We start from the raw sequence: 20,808 nt of genomic DNA, 5'->3' as shown, positions 1-20,808 counted from the left end.
CGATGGCCCCTTGATGGAAAAGGTTGGGGCATGTGTATGATGGAGGCCCGATAGGCAAAGAGCGGCTGCCTGACCATGCTCAGACGGTTTGAGGTCGCATGTGGGCGATCAGGCAGGCCGCAGATTATAGACAGGCCCGATCGTCCGTGCTTCCGGGGGCATCAGTCCACTGCGATCCTGCATCATGCCGGGTGTAGGTAAATGGGCGGGCAGGACCCGTGGTGCGGTAGGAGGAGGTTCAGGGGATGTTGCTTTCAAGGGTATGCTGCTTTGGGTCCAGCCCGAGAGCCACGCAGAGTGCCGTGACAACCAGATTATGGTCTTCGCGCTGATCCAGCCCTGATACAGTCACGGAACCGATAATGCCGGTTTTGTCCAGTATGATCGGGAACGCCCCACCATACGGAGCATAATCCTGAAGTGACAGGCCATAGCGTTCCGTGAGGGTTGTTCCCTTCGCCTTCAGGTCCAGCCCGATTGCATAGCTGCTTCGCCGATAGCGATCGACCATATTGCTTTTGCGGCGGATCCAGTCGGTATTGTCCGGTGCCGATCCCGGCAGGGCGGCAAAGAACAGGGGGCGATTGAAGGTACGGATATCTATGGCGATCGGTGCCCCGTTCGTCTGTCCCCATTCCCGAAGGAACTGGCCAAGCTGCCACGCATTGGCTTCATCGAATGTTGGAAAAAGAAGTTCGTGTTCCTGCTGCGCGATCATGCGCAGGTCATCTGCTATGGCCATGCGGCGATTTCCTCACTTGTCAGATCCAGCCCGACAGAGGCTTTCGCCCGGGCGGATTGGTTTGCGGCTTCGATAACGGCCATTACGGCCAGTGCCTGGAACGGGGGCACGGGATTCGCCCCGACACCTGTCAGCGCATCCGCAATATGGGCATAATAGCGTCGCTGATCCCCCATAAGTGCAGGAATTTCCTGCTCTGATCCATGTTCATCATACATCAGGAGCGGGTCTGGATCATATCCCCAGCCATCATGACCAGGTGCCATGCCTGCAAGAAGCTGGGCTTCCTGGCCATCGGGCTTGCGTTTGAGAATACTGCCTTTTTCACCATGCATGACAAAACGCGGCACGCCGCCGGCAACCAGCATGCTGCAATGCAGGATGACACGATGGTGATCATATTCCAATACGACATGCGCCCAGTCGTCCGACACGGCGCCATTGCGTTGCCTCATAAGGTCGCCATGCACGGCAATGGGCAGGCCAAACAGGCATAGCGCCTGATCCACCAGATGCGGGCCAAGGTCGAACCACAGGCCGGCGCCCGGCTGATCGTCTTCACGCCAGCGTTTGCGGACCATGGGGCGAAAACGGTCAATGTGGGATTCAAAATGCGTAATCCGACCGATCAGACCGGTTGTGAGCGCGTTTTTCACACTCAGGAAATCACTATCCCAGCGCCGGTTGTGGAAGACCGACAGCAACTTGTCCTGCTGTGCCGCCAGCGCCACCAGATTACGCGCCTGTGCCAGCGTCAGTGTGAAGGGTTTGTCCACGACGACGTTCTTGCCCGCAAGCAGTGCCTGTCGTGCCAAGGGGGCATGGTGCGCGTTCGGGGTTGCGATGATGACAAGGTCAACATCCTTGCATGCGATAAGGGCCGCGGGATCAGCATCAACCGTAACGTCCGGCAGGTCGGCATGCACCTTTGCACTGTCACTGGATGCGACACGGGTGATCCGCATGCGCGGTTCCGCCATCAGCAGAGGTTTGTGAAATGTCTTGCCCGCAAATCCGTAGCCAATCAGGCCAACACGGATGGTGGAAGGAAGCTGGCTCATGATCGGATATATCCCTTTAGGCTGCGATGATGAATCCCTTGCCGTGCCTGCCTTGCCCCGGTTCTGGCCGGGAAGTGCCTGGCGAAAAGCAGCAGGCGAATCGTGCCGGGATTGTCACGGGGTACAGATTGTACGTGACCGAATTCGAGATGATCGGCAAGCGGCCATGCGATGGTCTTTGTCTGTTCTGCTGGAGTTCGGAATTTTGCATCATGCAATAATATATACAGCCCGGAGATACCGGCGCTCCATGAGCAATCTGTTCCGCGATGATCTCTCGCAATTTCCGGTAATACAGGGTTGCTGTATTACGATTGACACCGACAAGTTCGGCGGCCCCCCAGACCGGCGGGTCCGCAACAAAGTGCTCCAGAAGGTATTTTTGGATGCTGACAGGCAGCCGCCCACGATGACGTGTTTTCATGTGACATACCAAGCCTTTATTGGCGTACCTATGCCAGCCCCTTCTGTTTTTCCTTGTATGGAATTTGTGGGATAAAAATTATCGACGGCCTGTCAGTATGTTTTCAAGAGAATGAAAGATTTTTTCATCCATGCATTGCGTGACATTGAAACGCATGAATGAAGAAGCTGACTGACTGACACTAAAGACGTTCCCTGGGGCATGAATGATTTTGTCATCCAAGCTACGTAGGGCGATCTGTGTGGAATCCTGCCCATCGGGCAGTCGGCCCCATAAATAAAAACCGCCCTTTGGTACGACCCAGGGACATATCCCCAGCATTTCCAATTTATGTATTACTGTTTTGCGGGATTTCTCCAGATGTCGTTGAATTTCAAGCATGTGTTTGCGATAGCTCCCCCCTTCCAGCACATCGGAGATTACTTCGGTAATCACGGGACTGGGGCCGCCAAAACTGGTTGCTACTTGCAGATCAATCAGGCCGTCAATCAGATCCTTGCGTGCAGAGATATAGCCACACCGGACGGAGGCAGAAAGCGTTTTTGAAAAACTTCCAACCCGGATCACATGATCCAGCCCATCCATCACAGCCAGTCGGGGGGAGGGTATCGTTTCGAAATCTGCGAAGATATCATCTTCAACAATCAGGAGACCCGCAGCAGAAGCAGTATTTAAAAGGCGAAAGGCAGTCTGGGGTGAAACCATCGCCCCCGTAGGATTGTGCAGCACCGAGTTGGTAAGATAAAGATGCGGTTTTTCATGCAGGACAATCCGTTCGAAAGCTTCGATGTCCGGGCCAGTTGCGGTATATGGAACCCCTATAATCCGGATTTCATGTGCCCGGAGCAAGGCTTGGAAATTGAAGTAACATGGATCATCCACCAGTACCGTATCACCGCGACGCAGCAGCAGGCGGCAGATCAGGTCAACAGCCTGCGTACCCGAACCTGTCAGCAGAACCTGATCGGGGCTGATCTCCAGCCCTTCTTCAGCAAACTGGGCTGTCAGGAAGCGGCGCAGGCGTATTGCGCCCCTGGTACTGCCATATTCTGACAGAATGGCGTTTTCTCTACGTGCCACGGCCCGAAATGCCTTGCGCAGGGCTGCATTGGGCATCCATTCCGTCGGAAGCCAGCCGCATCCCGGCTTTAGAACTGTAGGGTCGGAATCAAGGGACTGGCGCGATACCCAGAACGGGTCGATGGCCCTTGCCGCCGGTGTCGTGGCATCTGCCAGCGCCAGAGGAGGAAGTGCGCGCCCTGTCACATAAAAACCCGATCCCTGACGTGGTGCAATAACTCCCTCGGCAGCAAGCCGATCATAAGCCTGCACGATGGTGGAAGGGGAGGCCTGCATGGTTCTGGCCAACTGTCGGATGGATGGCAGGCGATCACCAGGAACCAGGGCGCGGGTTGCTATGCGCTGTCTGATCGCCTCCATGATGGTGGATGTGCGTGTCTGTGGATGTCCCAATGCCAGCCCCGGAAAGTGTATGGGTATTATTACCAATACAGTTTTTTACAACTGTATCAGATTGTGGCTGGTCCGGGCAATTTTATCTTCATAATTTCGAATATACGCAGACATCATGATACCAAGGATTCCCGTCGATGAAACGGACAACAGAAGGATGGGGCAGCGGTTTGCTCGCTGTCATCATCTTCAGCGGTTCTCTTCCTGCAACGCGGGTTGCGGTTGCTGATTTTTCCCCGATTTTCCTGACCTGTGCACGGGCCGTGATTGCTGCCCTGCTGGGGGGCATTTTCCTGGGCGCATTCCGTCAGCCTCGGCCGCAACGATGCGATAGTGTTCCGCTCATTCTCGTGGCGGTCGGTGGGGTGGTTGGTTTTCCACTGCTGACGGCACTGGCGCTGCAGCATATTACCGCTGCCTATTCAATTGTGTTTATCGGCTTGTTACCACTGGCAACAGCAATTTTCGGGGTTTTGCGTGGTGGCGAGCGACCAAAGCCTGCTTTCTGGTTATTCTCCATTATTGGTGCGACTGCTGTCGCCGGGTTTGCATTTTATGGCAGTCAGGCAGGGAATTTTACAGGTGATCTCCTGATGGTGGCGGCCATTCTTGTCTGTGGTCTTGGATACGCGGAAGGGGCAACACTCTCCCGCCGCCTGGGGGGATGGCAGGTCATTTCATGGTCCCTGCTGTTGTCTCTACCGCTCATGGCGCTGATTGGCCTGGCCTACCTGCCCACCAGTTGGGGGAATATCCATGTCTCTTCATGGATTGGCCTTGGTTATGTTTCAATTTTCAGCATGCTGATCGGCTTTATCTTCTGGTATCGTGGTCTGGCGATGGGGGGGATTGCCAGTGTCGGGCAGCTTCAGTTGCTTCAACCTTTTTTCGGGCTGCTGCTTGCCGCATTTTTGCTTCATGAACCGATTGCGTGGACTATGCTGGCTTCAACGTTTAGCGTTGTTTTGTGTGTGGCTGGTGCAAAACATTTTTCCTGACTGTGGTGGATAATACAGATCGTTGTATAATCGCGACTTCTGCCGACCTATGTCCTCGCCGAAACCAACGACTGCGGGGGGCTGACTACCCGCAGGATATGATGGAATGCAACAGGTAATTTCATCATCGTCGGCGTAATGTGCTATCCGGGAGTTTTTCCTGCTCTGGAAGGGGATAGTTCCGCGCCAGATGCCTGCATGTGCACATGGGCGCTTGTGCAGCCAGTACTTACATATCTGGGGAGTCTGGAGTTTTCCAGACGGCCTCTGTGCCCATGCCAGGGTGGCGGCTGTCGCAGCGATTGGATATCGTGCTCAGGGCGAAGGTTCTGCCTGTGTCGTAGTGGTGGTAAACAAACAGCGTCTTTGCCAGGTGACGTGCTGAATCAAGCGTTATCTGAAATCGATGGGCCTCAATGTTTCATCAGGGAATGATATTTAACATGTCTATTTTTCATGGTCTGTCGGCGTTTCCCATTACACCAGCCAATGAACATGGTGCCGTTGATGCGGAAGGTGTCATGCGTCTGACAGATCATCTGTCGATCAATGGCGTGGATTCCATTGGCCTGTTGGGCAGTACCGGAACTTATGCCTATCTAAGCCGTGTCGAGCGGCGTCGCGCTGTTCGTGCTGCGGTCAAGGCTGTCGGGGGGAAAACGCCCCTGATCGTGGGCATTGGTGCGCTGCGTACTGATGATGCGCAGAACCTTGCACGTGATGCCGCAGCCGAAGGGGCGGATGGATTATTGATGGCCCCGGTTTCCTATACCCCCCTGACACAGGACGAAGTGTACCAGCATTATGTTGCAGTGGCCGGTGTCACGTCTTTGCCGCTGTGCATTTATAATAACCCCAGCACGACCCGTTTCAGTTTTGGACGTGAGTTACTGGAGCGGCTGTCTGATGTCCCTAATATCGCGGCCATAAAAATGCCCCCTCTGCCAGAGGGGGCATTGGCACAGGAGTTGACGGCATTACGGGGCAGCCCGATTGGAAAACTCAACATCGGCTACAGCGGGGACTGGATCGCCGCTGAAGCCCTGCTGGCCGGATGTGATGCATGGTTTAGTGTGCTGGGTGGTTTCCTGCCAAAACTGGCCAAGGCACTGGTGACTGCGGCCTATGCAGGTGATGTTCATGCAGTGAACCATTACCAGCAAACCCTGCAGCCGATGTGGCTGCTCTTCAGGGAGTTTGGAAGCCTGCGTGTGGTCTATGCTGCGACCAATGCCATGGGGCTTTTGACGGCCCGACCGCCTTTGCCGATCCTGCCACTCGACTCCCACAACCAGAACAGAGTTGTTGAGGCACTGCAGGCATGCCTTGGCCATGAGGGCGCGATGATTATGTCGTGACGCATGCATGATGATGGTGCGCTTATGACTTCATATGGACTGATGTTGAGCCGTGATGGTCGCATGGCCTGTGACAGGCGAGGGCGCAATGAAAAAGCGGGGTATCTCCATCTCCGTCTCCGTCATCAGATGACGGTATCAATGATGAGGTGAATGCCAGATGTCGTCTCGTCAGGGGCCGCACGACAGAAGCGATGCAGGCATCCATGCCCACTGTCACGCGTCCCTTTGATTAACGCCACGGCGTATGGTGGCAGGGACGTGATACCCGCTGAACTGCGCCACTCTGTGCTGCTGGACCCATAGCAGCATACAAGCCTGAGCCTGTTGGGGGCAGGCGCAAACTCGGGCCCATCCGTGGCCCCCACCAATAATCTGAGGTGTTGTCGGCTGTCATGTGTGATCGCCGAAAACAGGCTTGATAATTCGATTGCATCGCCAAGGACCAGCGGCGACAGCTCCCGGTTTGCGGCTTTCGATGCAAGGACATTGGCAATCTCAGTGGAACTGGCCAACATGTCAAAGATCGTCCCGGACGAAGCGGGCTTCCCCAATGCCATCTGCCATGTGTTCGGAACCCTGCGCCCCCAGACGACCATGTCGATTTCTGCGCGATGCAGATCCAGCAGGACCGCAGCATGGGCACAGGCAATCACATGAGGGGCAGGATACGCCGAGGGAGGAGGGGCGGTATCGCCGAGTGCTGGAGCCGGCCAGCTTTCCATGAACAGCATGGCGGTGCCGTATTGTTGAGTCTTCTGGGGCGGGATGTCGAGGGCCGCTTGGAACTCCATGGGGTGTCTTTCCATAAAAGGCTATGTCCGGGGAAGCGAAGGCATGAATCGGATGCTTGACGTTATGTGATGGTCGCCTGTATTGTTATATTATAACATAACGTTTTTCAACGCCGATCACGAGGGCCTAATGGACACAACCGTCGAGATGCATCCATCGTCGCGGATGCTCGCCCGAATATCATGGGTCAGTACGGCTGGCTTCGGGGAAAACTGCCATGTGGGGGATTGGAACTGCTTTTATCGGCATGTCGATCTTCCTGCCGATGATGCTGTTCCGGTGCCATTAGCCCGTCTTGTTTTTTGCAACATACAGAAGGTTTTCGGCCCGACTTTCGCGTGCGGCGATGTGCCGAACCCGACACAGCACTGAAGGACGATCTCTGATGGATAACAGGCTTCCCGTTACCGTACTGTCCGGCTTTCTTGGCGCGGGCAAAACGACCCTGCTTAATCATGTCCTGAACAATCGCCAGGGACATAAGGTTGCGGTTATCGTAAATGACATGAGCGAGGTCAATATTGATGCTGATCTGGTGCGTGAGGGCGGCAGTAATCTGTCGCGTACAGATGAAAAGCTGGTCGAGATGACCAATGGCTGTATCTGCTGCACCTTGCGTGACGATCTTTTACAGGAAGTGCGACGTCTCGCAGGAGAGAATAAATTTGATTATCTCCTTATTGAATCGACAGGGATCGCCGAACCATTGCCAGTGGCGGCTACGTTCGAATTCCGTGATGAAAATAATATCAGCCTGAGTGATATTGCGCGGCTTGATACGATGGTTACGGTGGTGGATGCGGTGAACCTGCTACGTGACTACTCTTCGCGTGATTTCCTCAGGGATCGCGGCGAAACTGCGGGCGAGGATGATGAGCGCGCTTTGGTTGACCTTCTGGTCCAGCAGATTGAATTTGCGGATGTCGTCGTGATCAACAAGGTCTCTACCGCCATGCCCGATCAGGTGGAGGCAGCCCGCAAGATCATTCGTGCCCTGAATTCAGATGCCGATATCATCGAAACCGATATGGGGCAGGTTCCAATCAACCGGATACTGAATACCGGGCGTTTTGATTATGACAAGGCGCATCAGCATCCATTGTGGTTCAAGGAACTTTATGGTTTTTCCAATCATATGCCAGAAACTGATGAATATGGCATCCGTAATTTCGTTTATCGTGCGCGTCGTCCCTTCGTGCCTGAGAAATTTCAGGCATTTCTGGACAGAAGTTGGTCCGGGGTTGTCCGTGCAAAAGGGCATTTCTGGCTGGCGACACGTCCTGAATGGGTGGGGGAGATGAGCCAGGCAGGCGCGCTGGTGCGCAGCGAGGCCATGGGATTATGGTGGGCCTCAATTCCAAAAAACCAATGGCCAGACAGCGATCAATGGCGTGACTTTGTTCTGGGGAACTGGGATCCAGTTTACGGCGATCGTCGGCAGGAAATTGTCTTTATTGGAACGGGAGAGATGGATGAGATCGCATTGCGTCGTGATCTCGATGCCTGCCTTGTCGCTGAGGTGAGATTTTTTGATCCGGATCTTTATACCGGTTTGGCGGACCCGTTTCCCATCTGGCGGCGGCAGGTCGAAAATCATGAACCAGCCTGACCGATGAGATCACCACGCATATAGTTATCCCTGGGATATTTATTATTGGCCTTGATCTGGCGTAGGTCATGGTCATGAACTGAGTGTTTAATATGTTCAGGATATGATCTCGTGGCGCAGTCCCCTGTCATTTTCGATCATGACGCTGGGACTGTATCAATAATACCGGTAGATCCGGAACCGTAGACCATCTGCCATGATACGACGCGGTGACGGGCAGAGAGATACGTTCCGCTTCTGTTGATGTGTCATGGGTATATATTTATGGTATTTAAGTAGGTTATGTATGATAAATTTATCTAAAATGTCCTGTATACATTTCTTTATTATTAATAATTATATATAATATTCATCTTGTTTCATTTCTATACTTCAACGGTGGCGTAGTGCTTCAACCAGGGTAAGAAAAGCCGGTGAAGATTGGCGCCTGCTGGGATAATAAATGTAATAACCATCCCAGTAAGGCGACCATTTTTCGAGGACACGAACAAGGCATCCCTGAGAGATATAGGGAAGTGCAAGGTCTTCCGGCAGGTAGGCAAGGCCAAAGCCGTCAAGTGCTGCCTCGATGATATTAAAAATATTGTTGAAGGCAAGCTGACCATCGACCCGGATCTTGATCTCTGGTCCGTCTTTCTCCTGAAACTCCCAAGGCCAGAAGCCACCCAATGTCGGCAGGCGATTGTTGATGCAGGTGTGGCTGACCAGATCGCGGGGATGAAGCGGTGCTGGATTATTCTTGAGGTAGGATGGCGCGCCGACGACCGCAAACCGGATATCGGGACTGATCCGGGCAGAGATCATGTCCTTGGCCAGTTGTTCGCCCATGCGGACGCCTGCATCCAGGCGTTCGGTTACGATATCCGTAAGCCCATTGTCCTGTACAAGTTCCACCTTGATGTCCGGGTATTGGTGCAGGATGGTCCGTAATTTGGGCCACAGGATGTGCTTGATTGCATGGTCCGACGCACTGAGGCGAATGGTGCCAGCAGGCTTGTCACGTAACTCGCTAAGTGCATCAATATGGGCATCGACCTCATCAAGCAGTGGTCCCACCCTGTTTAACAGCCGTTCGCCAGCCTCGGTCGGGGATACAGCCCGGGTTGTGCGGGTCAGGAGCCGGATGCCCAGCCTGGATTCAAGATGACGTATGGTATGGCTGAGGGCTGATTGCGAGATGCCGATTTTGGCTGCTGCTCTGGTAAAGCTCCGTTCCCGCGCGACGGACAGGAAAACTTGCAGATCATTGAGGTTCTCGCGCGGCATTTATGAAATATCCTCATCCTGATGTGCGGGATGTAGTGTTTAATTGAAAAGACGGGCAACTGGTAGGTGGTTCTTTGCATACTGTTGAAATGAGCAAGGCGGAGGGCAGAGAGCCGATGCATCTGTCCTGCGGGATCAGGGGGCTTGGCAGATGACAGGTGGGTCGTTGTGGGAATGAGGACGGTCACTGATAATGTGCGCTTAGAGAGGGGAGGGGGCTGACGTCTGGCTATTTACCGTGGGCATGTTCATAATACGGGCCGGCAAGATCAGAGCCTGTACCATCATTTGCAGCATATCCGTTTATGTTCTTTCTGGACACGGCATTGGTCTGGAGTTTTTATTTATTAAGTTCTGATTTTTGTTTAAAATCACGGATTTCCAAATGATTGGAAAATAATTAATTTTTATTTGTTTGTTATTAATTTTTATTTAATAATGTTAATGCGGGATGGGCTGCTAAGTTATAATATTTTCTTTATATATGTTGTGTAGAAGGCATTCTTATTTACAAAACAAGGCAGCGTATCGCCCTTATTTCTGATTGATGAATTTTTCTCATAACAACATGCTGATTTGGTGCGCTAGTGGTCAGTGAGGTGTATTGATAAATAAGGGCACCCAGCAAATGATTGACATGTGTGGTGTATGCGATGTGCAACACATGCATCTCAGTGGCGGTAGGAGTTGGAACGGACCATTTTGTGCATTCAGGTATCAGGCCAGTCGTAACCAGATCCTATGCCGGATTGTTGGGGGATGGGCGCAAAACTGCAAGTGTTAAGGAATGCAGGTGCAGGCTCCGGTTGCATGGCATGTGACGGATCGTGACGATCAAGGCGTGTCCTTATGCCCTGCCCTGATGATGGTGGGCGTCCACATCATCTGCTTTGACCTGTTTGGATAAGGAGGCGTATGACATGACGCAATGTCCCATTGTGACACTGAATAACGGCGTGGAAATGCCCCTGCTCGGGTTTGGTGTTTATCAGATGGCGGATGCGGTTGAGTGTGAAACCGCTGTACTGGAAGCTTTGCAAACAGGTTATCGCCTGATTGATACTGCTGCTGCTTATGAGAATGAAGAAGCAGTAGGACGTGCAATCGCTGCGAGTGGGATTCCACGAAGCGAGATTTTTGTTACCACAAAGCTTTGGGTGCAGGATGCGGGCTATGAAAATGCCAAGGCAGCGTTTCACCGTTCCCTTGCGCGTTTGAAACTCGACTATCTCGATCTCTATCTGATCCACCAGCCGTATGGGGATGTGTATGGGTCCTGGCGCGCAATGGAGGAGCTTCAGGAATCTGGCAGGACCCGTGCGATTGGAGTAAGCAACTTTCATCCTGATCGGGTCATGGACCTGATTACCTTTAACCGGATCAGGCCCGCGATCAATCAGATCGAGACGCACCCTTTTCATCAGCAGAGAGCAACACAGGAATTCCTACGCGAAAATGGTGTTCAGATCGAATCCTGGGGACCTTTTGCCGAGGGCAGGAACAATTTGTTCAGTAATCCTGTATTAACGGAGATCGCGTCCAGGCATAATCGTTCCGTCGCGCAGGTCGTGTTGCGATGGCTGTTGCATAGACAGGTGGTGTCCATCCCAAAGTCAGTCAATGCAGAGCGTATTCGAGAAAATTTCTCGATCTTTGATTTTGACCTTGATACAGAAGATATGATGTCAATTGCTACGTTGGATACCGGGGAGAGCGCTTTTACCGACCATCGTGATCCAGAGCGTATCAAGAAAATTGCCAAGATACGCTTCAAGACCTGATGTCGGTGCTGCGTTGGTCTGCCAACGCCAACGCAGCATATTTTAAATTTTATGGTATCAGAAGGATTTTTTCTATGGAGTGGTACTTTACCATGCCTGATTCGTGGGACCGACTGTAAATTCGTTAATTGTTGTATCTGCCGGGGCTGAGATGGCAAATGCGACGACATTGGCGACCCGCTCGGCAGGGATGGCATGCTGATCGTAAAGTTTCTGCATAGCGAGTGCAGATCGTGGATCAGAGATACCGCCAAGCAACTCGGTCTTTACGGCTGCGGGATAAATCGTGGAAGTCCGGATATTGGTGCCTTCCAGTGCGGATTCCATGCGCAGGACCTCCATGAAATCACGAACAAACCACTTGGTGCCGCCATAGATCGCACTGCCCGGATAGGCCTTGAGGCCAGCGACTGAGGAAACGGCAATCACCTGTCCTGATTTCTGCTTCAGAAAGTGTGGCATGACGGCGGCGACACCGTTCAACACTCCTTTGATGTTAATATCAACGGCAGCATTCCATTCATCTGTTTTCAAGGCAGACACAGGTGCTGTTGGCATGAAACCGGCGTTGAGAAAGATGACATCAATGTGGCCGTATTTTTTTATGGCAGTGTTGATCAGCGCTTCATTATCTGCCGCTTTCGTCACATCCGTTACAGCATAGGTAGCTGTGCCCCCTTGTGCTTCGATAGCACTGACAATCGTCTGAAGGCGGCCCTCCCTGCGCGCACCAAGAACAACCTTTGCCCCCTGCTGCGCCAGAAGGCGTGCTGTTGCTTCGCCGATGCCTGATGATGCACCGGTTATGACCACAACCTTATCTTTGATCATTGAATGGATACTTTCTATAAATGCCTTTATTCAGGCGCCATATTGTTGATCGGAAACCTGCTCCATCCAGTCGACGACCTTCCCGTTCTCCACTTCCTGAATGGCGATATGCGTCATGGCTGTTTGTGGTGCCGCCCCATGCCAATGCTTCTCCCCTGGTGCAAAGAAGACGACATCGCCAGGATATATTTCTTCGATAGTTCCATTCCATCGTTGCACACGACCAACGCCTGATGTCACAATGATGGTCTGGCCAAGCGGATGCGTATGCCATGCTGTGCGCGCACCCGGTTCGAATGTTACGTTCGCGCCCTGCACCCGATCGGGGGCTGTCGGATTGAAAAGCATATCAACACGAACCGTCCCCGTGAACCAATCGGCGGGCCCCTTGAGAGATGCTGTATGACCTACGCGGAAAATTTCCATGATATGTTCCTGTCTGTTTGGGTGGCTGACTGGCCAAGCCTGAAAACAGGTAAAGTATCTTGTTGCGCCTGATTAGACTGTTTGGCGTACGTGCATCATTGAAATAAGTTCAGCAATGCCACGCGATCATATCAACGAAATGACGGCCTTCCTGACCGTCGCCAGGGAACGAAGCTTTACGCGCGCTGCCGCGGAACTTGGCGTGACGCCTTCTGCATTGAGTCATACGGTGCGGGGGCTGGAGGAACGGCTTGGACTCCGTCTGCTATCTCGTACCACAAGGAATGTGGCAACAACAGATGCCGGGGAACGGTTGCTCAGACGTGTGGGGCCACTGCTCGAGCAGGTTTCCGCTGAACTTGACCTCATCACATCTCTTCGTGAAAAACCTGCCGGCTCACTTCGTATTACATGTACGGATGCAGCCATAGAACTGGTTTTTCGACCAAAACTGGCAGAATTTTTGCGGAAATATCCAGATATCCATGTCGAACTGAGTATGGATTATGCCTTCGTCGATATCGTTACGGAACGTTTTGATGCTGGTGTTCGTATTGGTGAATCTGTGGAAAAGGATATGTGTGCCACACGCATAGGTCCAGATTGGCGTTTTTGTGTTATCGGGTCGCCGGATTATTTTGATCGCTGTCCCGCACCTGTCATGCCTCGTGAATTGGGCAACCACAACTGCATTAATATGCGGATGACAACTGCTGGTGGAAATCTTAGATGGGAATTCCGTGAACCAAAGGGGCGGGAGGTTGCACTTCGCGTTTCGGGACAAACGACATTCAGCAATTCAATGCTGGTCCTGGGCGCGGCCATTGATGGTATTGGCCTTGGATATGTCCCTTATGATCTTGCAAAACCCTATATCGAGGCAGGGAAATTAATGGAGGTTCTATCTGATTGGAGTTTGGAGTGTGAAGGGCCCTATCTTTATTATCCCAGCAGACGTTTGCATTCACCAGCTTTCGCGGCGTTTGTCGAGGCAATGCGTTATCGAAGCTAATCATGAAGTGGGGAGTTGGCAGAAACCTTTGATTATGGAGGCATTTTTTGTAGTCTCCACATGCCTTTTGTATGTGTAAGCACGGGCTGGACTGAAACCTTCATGATCGGAGTGCCCATTCATTCTATGGTGATGTAATGGGATGAAACATCTTCATGAAAATTGTGATTTTTTGATCTGTATTTATTGAAAATTCTGAAATATGAAATGAAAACGGCATTCCTAATAAATTTAGAATATCTCTCTGTCGGGAAAAGAGTATTGTATAATAATCGCCTTATCCTGCATCCCTTTGTGGAACTGGGATATTCAAAAATCATTCTTGATCCGCCGATATGCCTGATGATTGAAGAAGCAGTCGTGCCAGTTTTCCGGCCTTTATCACAGGTCCGGGAGGGTAAAAGACTTGGCCAGCAGTATAGACGCCTTCCATTAACAGGATCAATCCGTCCGTCAGCAGATCGGGGTCATTTGCTTTCAGGTTAGATACTTTCTGCTGTATCCATTCGCGTATTTCGTGTTTCAGACGTGCAGCCTCCCGGCGTACGGGATGGTCTGGATCTGGATATTCGACAATTGCATTGGTCAGCGCACAACCACGATAGCCGGGTTGGGCTGCCCGCAGGGCCAGATCGTCGAAATAGGCCAGAATCTGTGCGCGGGGGTTATCTGGGTGGTTGTGACAGATTGCGTCGATCCGCCCCCAGAACGTCTGCTGGTAATCAATTAGGTACGCAGTCGTCAGCCCATCCTTGGATTCAAAAGCCCTGTAGAGGGAGGGTTTGGTGACGCCAGCTTTCTGAACGATCTCATCGACCCCAACCGCACGTATCCCCTGATTATAGAACAGTTCACGCGCCGAGCTTCGGATTTTATCTGCAGCACAGGGATGGGGCACAGCTTTGTGAGACGACATTTCCAAACTCATGACTTGACGATGTTACCGATCGGTACTTATGGTTGGGATAACAGAACTTACCGGTCAGTAATATGAAGATTTCCGTTCCCCGAAACAAGAGAACACAACGACCACATGTTTTCGTTCTGGTGGTTGGGCTTACGTTTCTCTCTCTGCTGGTTTCTGCCGGTGTGCGGGCGACACCGGGTGTTCTGATAATGCCGTTGCAGGAAACATTGGGCTGGAGCCGGAGCAGCATTTCCATTTCTGCCGCTGTAGGAATCTTTCTTTATGGTCTTGTCGGGCCATTTTCCGCGGCTCTTATGCAGAAATTCGGAATCCGCCGCATGTTGATCGGTGCATTGTTGCTGATTGGCCTGTCCGCATTGCTGTCACTGGATATGACACAGCCGTGGCAGTTTTTTCTGACCTGGGGCGTATTGACCGGTTTCGGCACCGGGGCGGTGGCAATGGTGCTGGGGGCCACGGTGGTAAACCGCTGGTTTGTGGCCCGGCGCGGTACGATCATGGGCCTGCTGGCCGCCAGCACGGCAACCGGTTCATTACTGTTCCTGCCTGGCCTGGCCGCACTTGTTCATCAGTTCGGGTGGCAGGCCGCAGTCATGGCTGTTGCCGCAATGACCCTGATATTGGTGCCGCTTGTGGCTTTTTTCCTGCCCGAACATCCGCAAGATCGTGGGTTGGTGCCCCATGGGGCCGCGCCGGATCATGCGCCGTTGCGATATATGGACCAGAACCCATTACAAACAGCCATCACAGCATTGGTGATGGCCGCACAAAAGCGGGATTTCTGGTTTTTGTTTGCCACCTTTTTTGTCTGCGGCTTCACCACCAATGGCCTGATTGGCACGCACTTCATCGCGATCTGTGCCGATCATGGTATCGGTGAGGTCCCGGCGGCGGGATACCTTGCCATGATGGGGATGTTTGACCTTTTTGGCACCACATTTTCTGGGTGGCTGACGGATCGGCTGGATGCGCGCTGGTTGCTGTTTTCCTATTACGGCCTACGGGGTGTGTCGCTCATTGCGCTACCCTTCATCGATTTTTCGCCCGAAAGCCTGACCATCTTTGGAATATTCTATGGTCTCGACTGGATCGCAACAGTCCCGCCAACCCTGCGTCTAAGCAACATTGCGTTTGGTGAGCATTCGGCCCCCATTGTGTTTGGCTGGATCGTTTTCGGACATCAGATCGGGGCTGCCTGCGCTGCGTCTCTCGCCGGCCTGCTGCGAGAGGCGCAGGGAAGTTATCAGGATATGCTTGTGCTTGCGGGTCTCGCAGGCGTGATGGCTGCCTTCCTTGCCATAGGTATTGGCGGTCATCGGAATTTGCCAAAGCCCGTGAGCTGAGCAAATGGGGGACAGCAATACGGGTCATGCAACATTTGACAGGATGGGACCGCATGACTTTTGGGGGTGTTGGGTGCCGCTCTCCCTACAGGTGCGCCGTTGCCTTGTGGGCTGAACTCCCTTGATACGGGCAACGGCTATTCAGGCAGTTTCTCAGGTTGTGTGGCTATGGCTGTCCCATCGGGACATCATGTAATCTACTGTTTTTCATCAATTCGGGGCTGTTTCATTTTCCTTGTACCTGTCCTGATGTGTCGGGATGGGACGCGTGCGTTTTTCCAGTATGCGCAGCACTGGTAACAGGAGGATAATCATTACCGCCCCCGCGGCAGCCAGCAGGGTGAAACCCTGAAAAAATGTATGGAAGATGGAGAGGCTGTCCCTGATAGACGCCGTGGTGTGCAGATGGCGGATGCCCATTGTATTTGCCAGTACGCTGCCGCCGTACATCGCCACACCGGTGGAAATATAATAGACGGCAACGGACATATTGCGCACACGTGGGGCCAGGTAAGTCATGATGACCGACAGGCCGAGGCCATTCATGATCAGTCCAGCCACCGAGATGGCGGCATAGGCCCCGAACATGCCCCATGGGGCGCGGAGCCCGGATGCCGGACCCGCCGTATTCATGTATAGGATCAGAAAGCCTATGACGATGAAAAGTGATCCGCATGCATATTTCGTCGAGAGTGCAATGGTGCCGAACTTTTTATCCAGAAAGCGGTAAAGCGCGACGAATGCGGGCCCGATCAGCATGGTCAGGCCCGCATTGATGGCGACAATCTGCGGTGCATCAAGCTGGAAGAGCGTAATCCCCCCCAGGCTGAACTGGCGGTTGAGGTTATGTAAGGCATAAAGCACAAAGGTCGAAGTCGTCTGTTCATCGAAAATGCCGTAGAACATGGCCTCCGCAACCAGGATCAGACAGAGTATGATGCCTGGACGCTCCGTGACTGTGGCATTGTGCCATAGCACGGTCCAGAATACCGGGATTGCGCTGGTAACGATCCAGAATATCCAATGACCGCCAGCCGGGAAATTCAGGATAATCCAGTAGAACAGGGCGACAAGGCCGATCTCGCCCATCGCCCGGGGGACGGCCTGTCCCGCGTCAGACCTTTCGCCAGCACGATTTGTTGTGGTGCCCCCTTGCGGTTCACCGCCCAGGCTATGTCTGTTAAGCAGGGCCGTTATCGCGCCGAGGAACAGCCCCGTCGCACATATCCCGAATGCAAAGGCATAGCCATACCGCTTGCCGATCCATGGCACGAGGAGAAACGAGAACATGGCCCCAAGATTGACGGCAAAGGTATAAAGGGTCGCAAGACCGTCAGCCGATCGTTCCTTGGTTGCATGGCGTAGGACCAGCATTGCCATATTCGTGCGTGTCAGGCCGTTCGTAACCGCGATGGTTGCCGTGGCCGGAAGGAAGAGCATGGGCCATGTCGTAGACAGACCGAGCAGGACGAGGGCTGTAAACTGGATAAGGCAGCCATAAAGGACCGTTCGCGTTGGGCCAAGTAGCGCCTCACCCAGACGGCTGCCCAGCAGTGTGCTGACCAGTGCAAGAGCGTTGAAGCTGCCAACGAACAGGTTGGCCTGCGGCGCGGGCAGCCCGCGTATATCCAGCAGGTAGATCAGCAGAATGCTGAGCATGCCATAGAAGCTGAACCGCTCGGCAGCTTCCAGGAACAGGGCCACCGCCAGACCGTATTGTCGCGCTGGTAAGGTGGCTGGCAGGGGGCTGCCCGGTATTTTGGGGGGCATGTTAGAAAGACGCGTGCACGGATCCGAAGAACTGTCGGGGTGCGCCAATGAACAGGGTTGGAGAATCCCCGGAGATGGGATAGCCGAACAGCCCCATGCCGCCGACATAGGTGGTGTTGAAAAGGTTATAGATGTTGAAATTGATGCCGAAGTTTTTCATGAACCCGATTGATCCGAAATTATAGGATGCCGACAGACCGGCCAGCCAGTATGGCGCAACATGGGTATCGTTGACATAGGAAAGCGGGCGGGAGCCGGTATAAGTTGCATTGAAGGTCACGCGTGCCCGGCGATAGGCATAGGACAGGCTGGTTTTGTACATCCAGCTTGGATAACCCACCTGCTTTTTCCCCTTCAGGTTATAATAGGTCCCCTCATAGTCAACGCCACCGCCATATTGTTCCTTGGCGTAGCTCAGGCTGTTGAAGAATTCGAGCCCCTTGACCGGACGTAACGTCAGGGATGCATCCACGCCGGTGATTGCCTCCTTGCCTGTATTGACGAAGGAATTGATGGGATCGGTTGGTGTTCCCGCCGTGATATTTTCCAGCCGGTTGTAATACTCAACGTGGTAGGCATCTGCCTGTGCTGAAATTTTTGCGCCATTGTAACGATAACCTCCAAGGAAGGTCCAGGTACGTTCAGGGCGGATTTTTGTTTTGACAGACTGGAATTCAGACTGGTTTTCAACCGACCACGCGCCATCGGACATCAGGAAAGGGTTATAAGTATAGGCGCGCATGTTTTCCGCAATGTCGATATAGAATTCGTGATGGCTGAGGAAATGATAATCTAATGAAACATGCGGGAGAAAGGCGCTAGCGGCTGTCAGGCTGCCGCGGGGAAGTTCGGCCTGTCCGGTCAGGGACTGGTTATTATAGCTTGCACCGCCATGGGTCGTCGTTATCAGGGAGCGGAAACCCGCACTGATCTGGAGATTGGGCAGGATGTCGTAAGTGTCCTGCAAGTGAAACTGGAAAGTGTTGGTGTTGAAGGAATCCGAAAACCATGTTGCATAGGGATTACGGAAAGGGCCCATCGCATTGCGTGGCGTTCCCTGGCCAAGTGCTGGCTGACTGTAGAGTTCGGCAGGGAACGAGTATGAATTGTTTTCATACCATACGCCGGTGTCAATGTGATTTCCGGCGATCGTATAACGAAAAGACTGCGTGAACCCGATCCTGCGAATGCCCTGGTGGCTGACGAGTTGGGAAAATGGTGCCCCGGTCGGGGATGGGAACGTCGGGCTTGCTTCATAGTCACCACTGGACACATGGGCATACAGGACCGTATTTTCTTCAAGATGCGGGGCCAGAGTCAATTGGCTGGTAATGGCGGACAGATAATTACGCTGGATCTGTGCACCGTCATATTGTGTGGCATTTGATTCATCGGTCGCATTGCCCAGTGAGGCGATGTTGGATGTGTAGTTGCCCTGTGCCGCAGCATATGCCTCCGCATAATTGGGTGTCAGGAAGTCAGAGCCTGTCGCCCCAAATTTCTTTAGCATGTTCAGGCTGTAATTCATGTAATTGTACTGGTTGAATTCGGACCAGTCGAAGATGGCGCTGATCTTGCCCCGATCCTGGATCGGCTGGACAAGTTTGAAGTTCGCCTGATACTCTAGCTGGTCGCCGTACCCCTTCCATTTGTCGTTGTCGGTGCGGGCAAAACTGGCACGGAATTTTGTGCCTGTTGCATTAAGGGCACCACTGTCAACGCTACCAAATGTGCGGAATGTTGCGTTGCTGCCAAATGTCTGTGACAGGTTCCCTCCGGCTTTGTCCGCTGGATCGGATGTAAAATACCGGATCACGCCGCCCAGGTTTTGCGCCGATGGAACATCCACGGCCCCGGCCCCCTGTGAAACACCAATCGATGAAATATTGTCCTGAATCACGGCTTCGTTAATATCGAGGCCATTATATTGCATGAACCCCTGATCCCCCAGAGGAATGCCATCCAGCGTTGCCCCGATCTGCGATTGGGTGAACCCACGCAGATATAGCGTATTGGCAACCCCATCGAGGCCGAAAGGATCATCCGAACCGAAGCTGACGCCAGGCGTGGTTGCGGCAAGGATCTGGAGCGGGCTTGTGCCAGGCACGAAGCGATCCATGACTTCGCGGCTGACGAACTGTTCTGGCCCGTGGGAGACATGCCGGTTCCCTGATACAGCAATGGATTCCATGCTCGGTGCGGTATCAGGGTGTGGCTGTTGCTGCCTGTCGTGATGACGTGCCTTATTCCCACCACTGATCGTACGATGTGTGAGGGCAACGTCCGCTCCGTAGGACCGTCCAGTCCATATGATGACCGTTGAGAATAGGAACAGACTAAACGTTTTCATGAGTGGAATCCAAAATTAACTTTTTAAAAGTTGTTTTTGGCTTCTATCTTTCGACATATATCATGTCAATTGATTAATATATGAAATAACAATATATAAACACTATATTTTATAGCTATTTATGGGGAGATATCACGTCCAACAGATTTCTATATGTAACTGTAAAGGCATTTGTTGCCTGATCTGATACGGCTTCGGCATCATGGTAGTAAGAAATGGCATCAAGTTATTGCGGATTTTTATAAGGTATTTATATGTAATTTGGTATTTAAATTGTATAATAATAAAGTTTTTAATGGTGCTTATTTTTGTTTTTATATTTGTTTTATTTTATATGTATCTCTTATGGTCATTTTGTAGTGTTGAATCTGCTCCATACTGTCTGATTTTCTTATCAGATCGAACATGTCAAATTTCACGAAAAAACATGATAAATAGTCTTTGGTTTACGTAAAAATAAACCGGAAATTTACTGTCGGCCGCCTATTTTCAAGGCATTCAACCTTGGGTAAAATCTTGCAACCTGCTCTGAACAGGCAAGGCCGGGCATTATGGAGGCTTGAACCGTCACTCGGGCCACCACTGGCTTTGGGGCATGGCACGATGTTTTCGTGTGTCCTTGTATCGGGCTTACGTTTAAG

Annotated in this window: 17 protein-coding genes; 6 read left to right on the top strand and 11 right to left on the bottom strand. The window is 52.5% G+C overall.

Going from position 1 to position 20,808, the window contains the following annotated elements; genetic code table 11:
- Positions 1 to 238 precede the first annotated feature (238 nt).
- The 4 genes from FYB92_RS11565 to FYB92_RS11550 form a co-directional block, all read right to left on the bottom strand.
- Positions 239 to 742 (bottom strand): heme-degrading domain-containing protein, encoded by a 504-nt coding sequence (locus FYB92_RS11565; RefSeq protein ID WP_003619148.1) that lies wholly within the window; start codon positions 740 to 742, stop codon positions 239 to 241.
- Positions 733 to 1,803 (bottom strand): oxidoreductase, encoded by a 1,071-nt coding sequence (locus FYB92_RS11560; protein WP_192264571.1) that lies wholly within the window; start codon positions 1,801 to 1,803, stop codon positions 733 to 735. Before FYB92_RS11560 ends, FYB92_RS11565 begins: the two co-directional genes overlap by 10 nt.
- A gap of 16 nt (positions 1,804 to 1,819) precedes the next feature.
- A complete protein-coding gene (locus FYB92_RS11555) occupies positions 1,820 to 2,227 on the bottom strand; it encodes a hypothetical protein (protein ID WP_332828697.1) in 408 nt (135 codons plus the stop codon).
- Positions 2,228 to 2,305: 78 nt separating this feature from the next.
- The gene (locus FYB92_RS11550; RefSeq protein ID WP_332828696.1) at positions 2,306 to 3,736 is read right to left on the bottom strand and encodes a PLP-dependent aminotransferase family protein; all 1,431 of its coding nucleotides are present in this window, start codon (positions 3,734 to 3,736) and stop codon (positions 2,306 to 2,308) included.
- Between the two features lie 101 nt (positions 3,737 to 3,837).
- Here FYB92_RS11550 and FYB92_RS11545 point away from each other — a divergent pair, with 101 nt between their 5' ends.
- Both FYB92_RS11545 and FYB92_RS11540 read left to right on the top strand, forming a co-directional pair.
- A complete protein-coding gene (locus tag FYB92_RS11545) occupies positions 3,838 to 4,698 on the top strand; it encodes a DMT family transporter (protein WP_332828695.1) in 861 nt (286 codons plus the stop codon).
- Positions 4,699 to 5,141: 443 nt separating this feature from the next.
- A complete protein-coding gene (locus tag FYB92_RS11540) occupies positions 5,142 to 6,056 on the top strand; it encodes a dihydrodipicolinate synthase family protein (RefSeq protein WP_332828694.1) in 915 nt (304 codons plus the stop codon).
- Positions 6,057 to 6,181: 125 nt separating this feature from the next.
- Here FYB92_RS11540 and FYB92_RS11535 read toward each other — a convergent pair whose 3' ends face one another.
- Positions 6,182 to 6,850 carry a DUF1826 domain-containing protein gene (locus FYB92_RS11535; protein WP_159107947.1) on the bottom strand — a complete coding sequence of 223 codons (669 nt, stop codon included), beginning with the start codon at positions 6,848 to 6,850 and terminating at the stop codon, positions 6,182 to 6,184.
- A gap of 386 nt (positions 6,851 to 7,236) precedes the next feature.
- On the opposite strand from FYB92_RS11535, the gene zigA reads away from it, so the two are divergent.
- Complete coding sequence (gene zigA / locus FYB92_RS11530; RefSeq protein WP_332828693.1) at positions 7,237 to 8,460, top strand: zinc metallochaperone GTPase ZigA; 1,224 nt, start codon at positions 7,237 to 7,239, stop codon at positions 8,458 to 8,460.
- Between the two features lie 372 nt (positions 8,461 to 8,832).
- On the opposite strand, the gene FYB92_RS11525 is transcribed toward zigA, so the two are convergent.
- Entirely contained in the window at positions 8,833 to 9,726 is an 894-nt protein-coding gene (locus FYB92_RS11525; protein WP_332828692.1) for a LysR family transcriptional regulator, read from the bottom strand.
- 920 nt (positions 9,727 to 10,646) lie between these two features.
- Between FYB92_RS11525 and FYB92_RS11520 the strand changes: the two genes are divergently transcribed.
- Complete coding sequence (locus tag FYB92_RS11520; protein ID WP_075624774.1) at positions 10,647 to 11,507, top strand: aldo/keto reductase; 861 nt, start codon at positions 10,647 to 10,649, stop codon at positions 11,505 to 11,507.
- 87 nt (positions 11,508 to 11,594) lie between these two features.
- Here the strand turns inward: FYB92_RS11520 and FYB92_RS11515 are convergent, their stop codons facing one another.
- On the bottom strand, positions 11,595 to 12,338 hold the full coding sequence (locus tag FYB92_RS11515; RefSeq protein WP_003619172.1) for an SDR family oxidoreductase: 744 nt from the start codon (positions 12,336 to 12,338) through the stop codon (positions 11,595 to 11,597).
- A 30-nt stretch (positions 12,339 to 12,368) separates the two neighbouring features.
- Positions 12,369 to 12,764 (bottom strand): cupin domain-containing protein, encoded by a 396-nt coding sequence (locus tag FYB92_RS11510; RefSeq protein ID WP_003619174.1) that lies wholly within the window; start codon positions 12,762 to 12,764, stop codon positions 12,369 to 12,371.
- A 115-nt stretch (positions 12,765 to 12,879) separates the two neighbouring features.
- Between FYB92_RS11510 and FYB92_RS11505 the strand changes: the two genes are divergently transcribed.
- Positions 12,880 to 13,776 carry a LysR family transcriptional regulator gene (locus tag FYB92_RS11505; RefSeq protein WP_332828691.1) on the top strand — a complete coding sequence of 299 codons (897 nt, stop codon included), beginning with the start codon at positions 12,880 to 12,882 and terminating at the stop codon, positions 13,774 to 13,776.
- A gap of 316 nt (positions 13,777 to 14,092) precedes the next feature.
- Here the strand turns inward: FYB92_RS11505 and FYB92_RS11500 are convergent, their stop codons facing one another.
- Positions 14,093 to 14,692 (bottom strand): TetR/AcrR family transcriptional regulator, encoded by a 600-nt coding sequence (locus tag FYB92_RS11500; protein ID WP_081254453.1) that lies wholly within the window; start codon positions 14,690 to 14,692, stop codon positions 14,093 to 14,095.
- Between the two features lie 131 nt (positions 14,693 to 14,823).
- On the opposite strand from FYB92_RS11500, the gene FYB92_RS11495 reads away from it, so the two are divergent.
- Complete coding sequence (locus FYB92_RS11495) at positions 14,824 to 16,047, top strand: MFS transporter (RefSeq protein WP_332828690.1); 1,224 nt, start codon at positions 14,824 to 14,826, stop codon at positions 16,045 to 16,047.
- A 210-nt stretch (positions 16,048 to 16,257) separates the two neighbouring features.
- Here the strand turns inward: FYB92_RS11495 and FYB92_RS11490 are convergent, their stop codons facing one another.
- Positions 16,258 to 17,817, bottom strand: a complete 1,560-nt coding sequence (locus FYB92_RS11490; protein ID WP_332828689.1) for an oligopeptide:H+ symporter — start codon at positions 17,815 to 17,817, stop codon at positions 16,258 to 16,260.
- A 1-nt stretch (position 17,818) separates the two neighbouring features.
- Positions 17,819 to 20,167 carry a TonB-dependent receptor domain-containing protein gene (locus FYB92_RS11485; protein WP_080545423.1) on the bottom strand — a complete coding sequence of 783 codons (2,349 nt, stop codon included), beginning with the start codon at positions 20,165 to 20,167 and terminating at the stop codon, positions 17,819 to 17,821.
- Between the last annotated feature and the right edge of the window lie 641 nt (positions 20,168 to 20,808).

The sequence above is a fragment of the Novacetimonas sp. GS1 genome, from assembly GCF_036686925.1.
In the GTDB taxonomy this organism is placed as follows: Bacteria; Pseudomonadota; Alphaproteobacteria; order Acetobacterales; family Acetobacteraceae; genus Novacetimonas; species Novacetimonas hansenii.
Note: the sequence above shows the minus strand (reverse complement) of the source record. Positions and strands in the feature narration are given on the sequence as shown.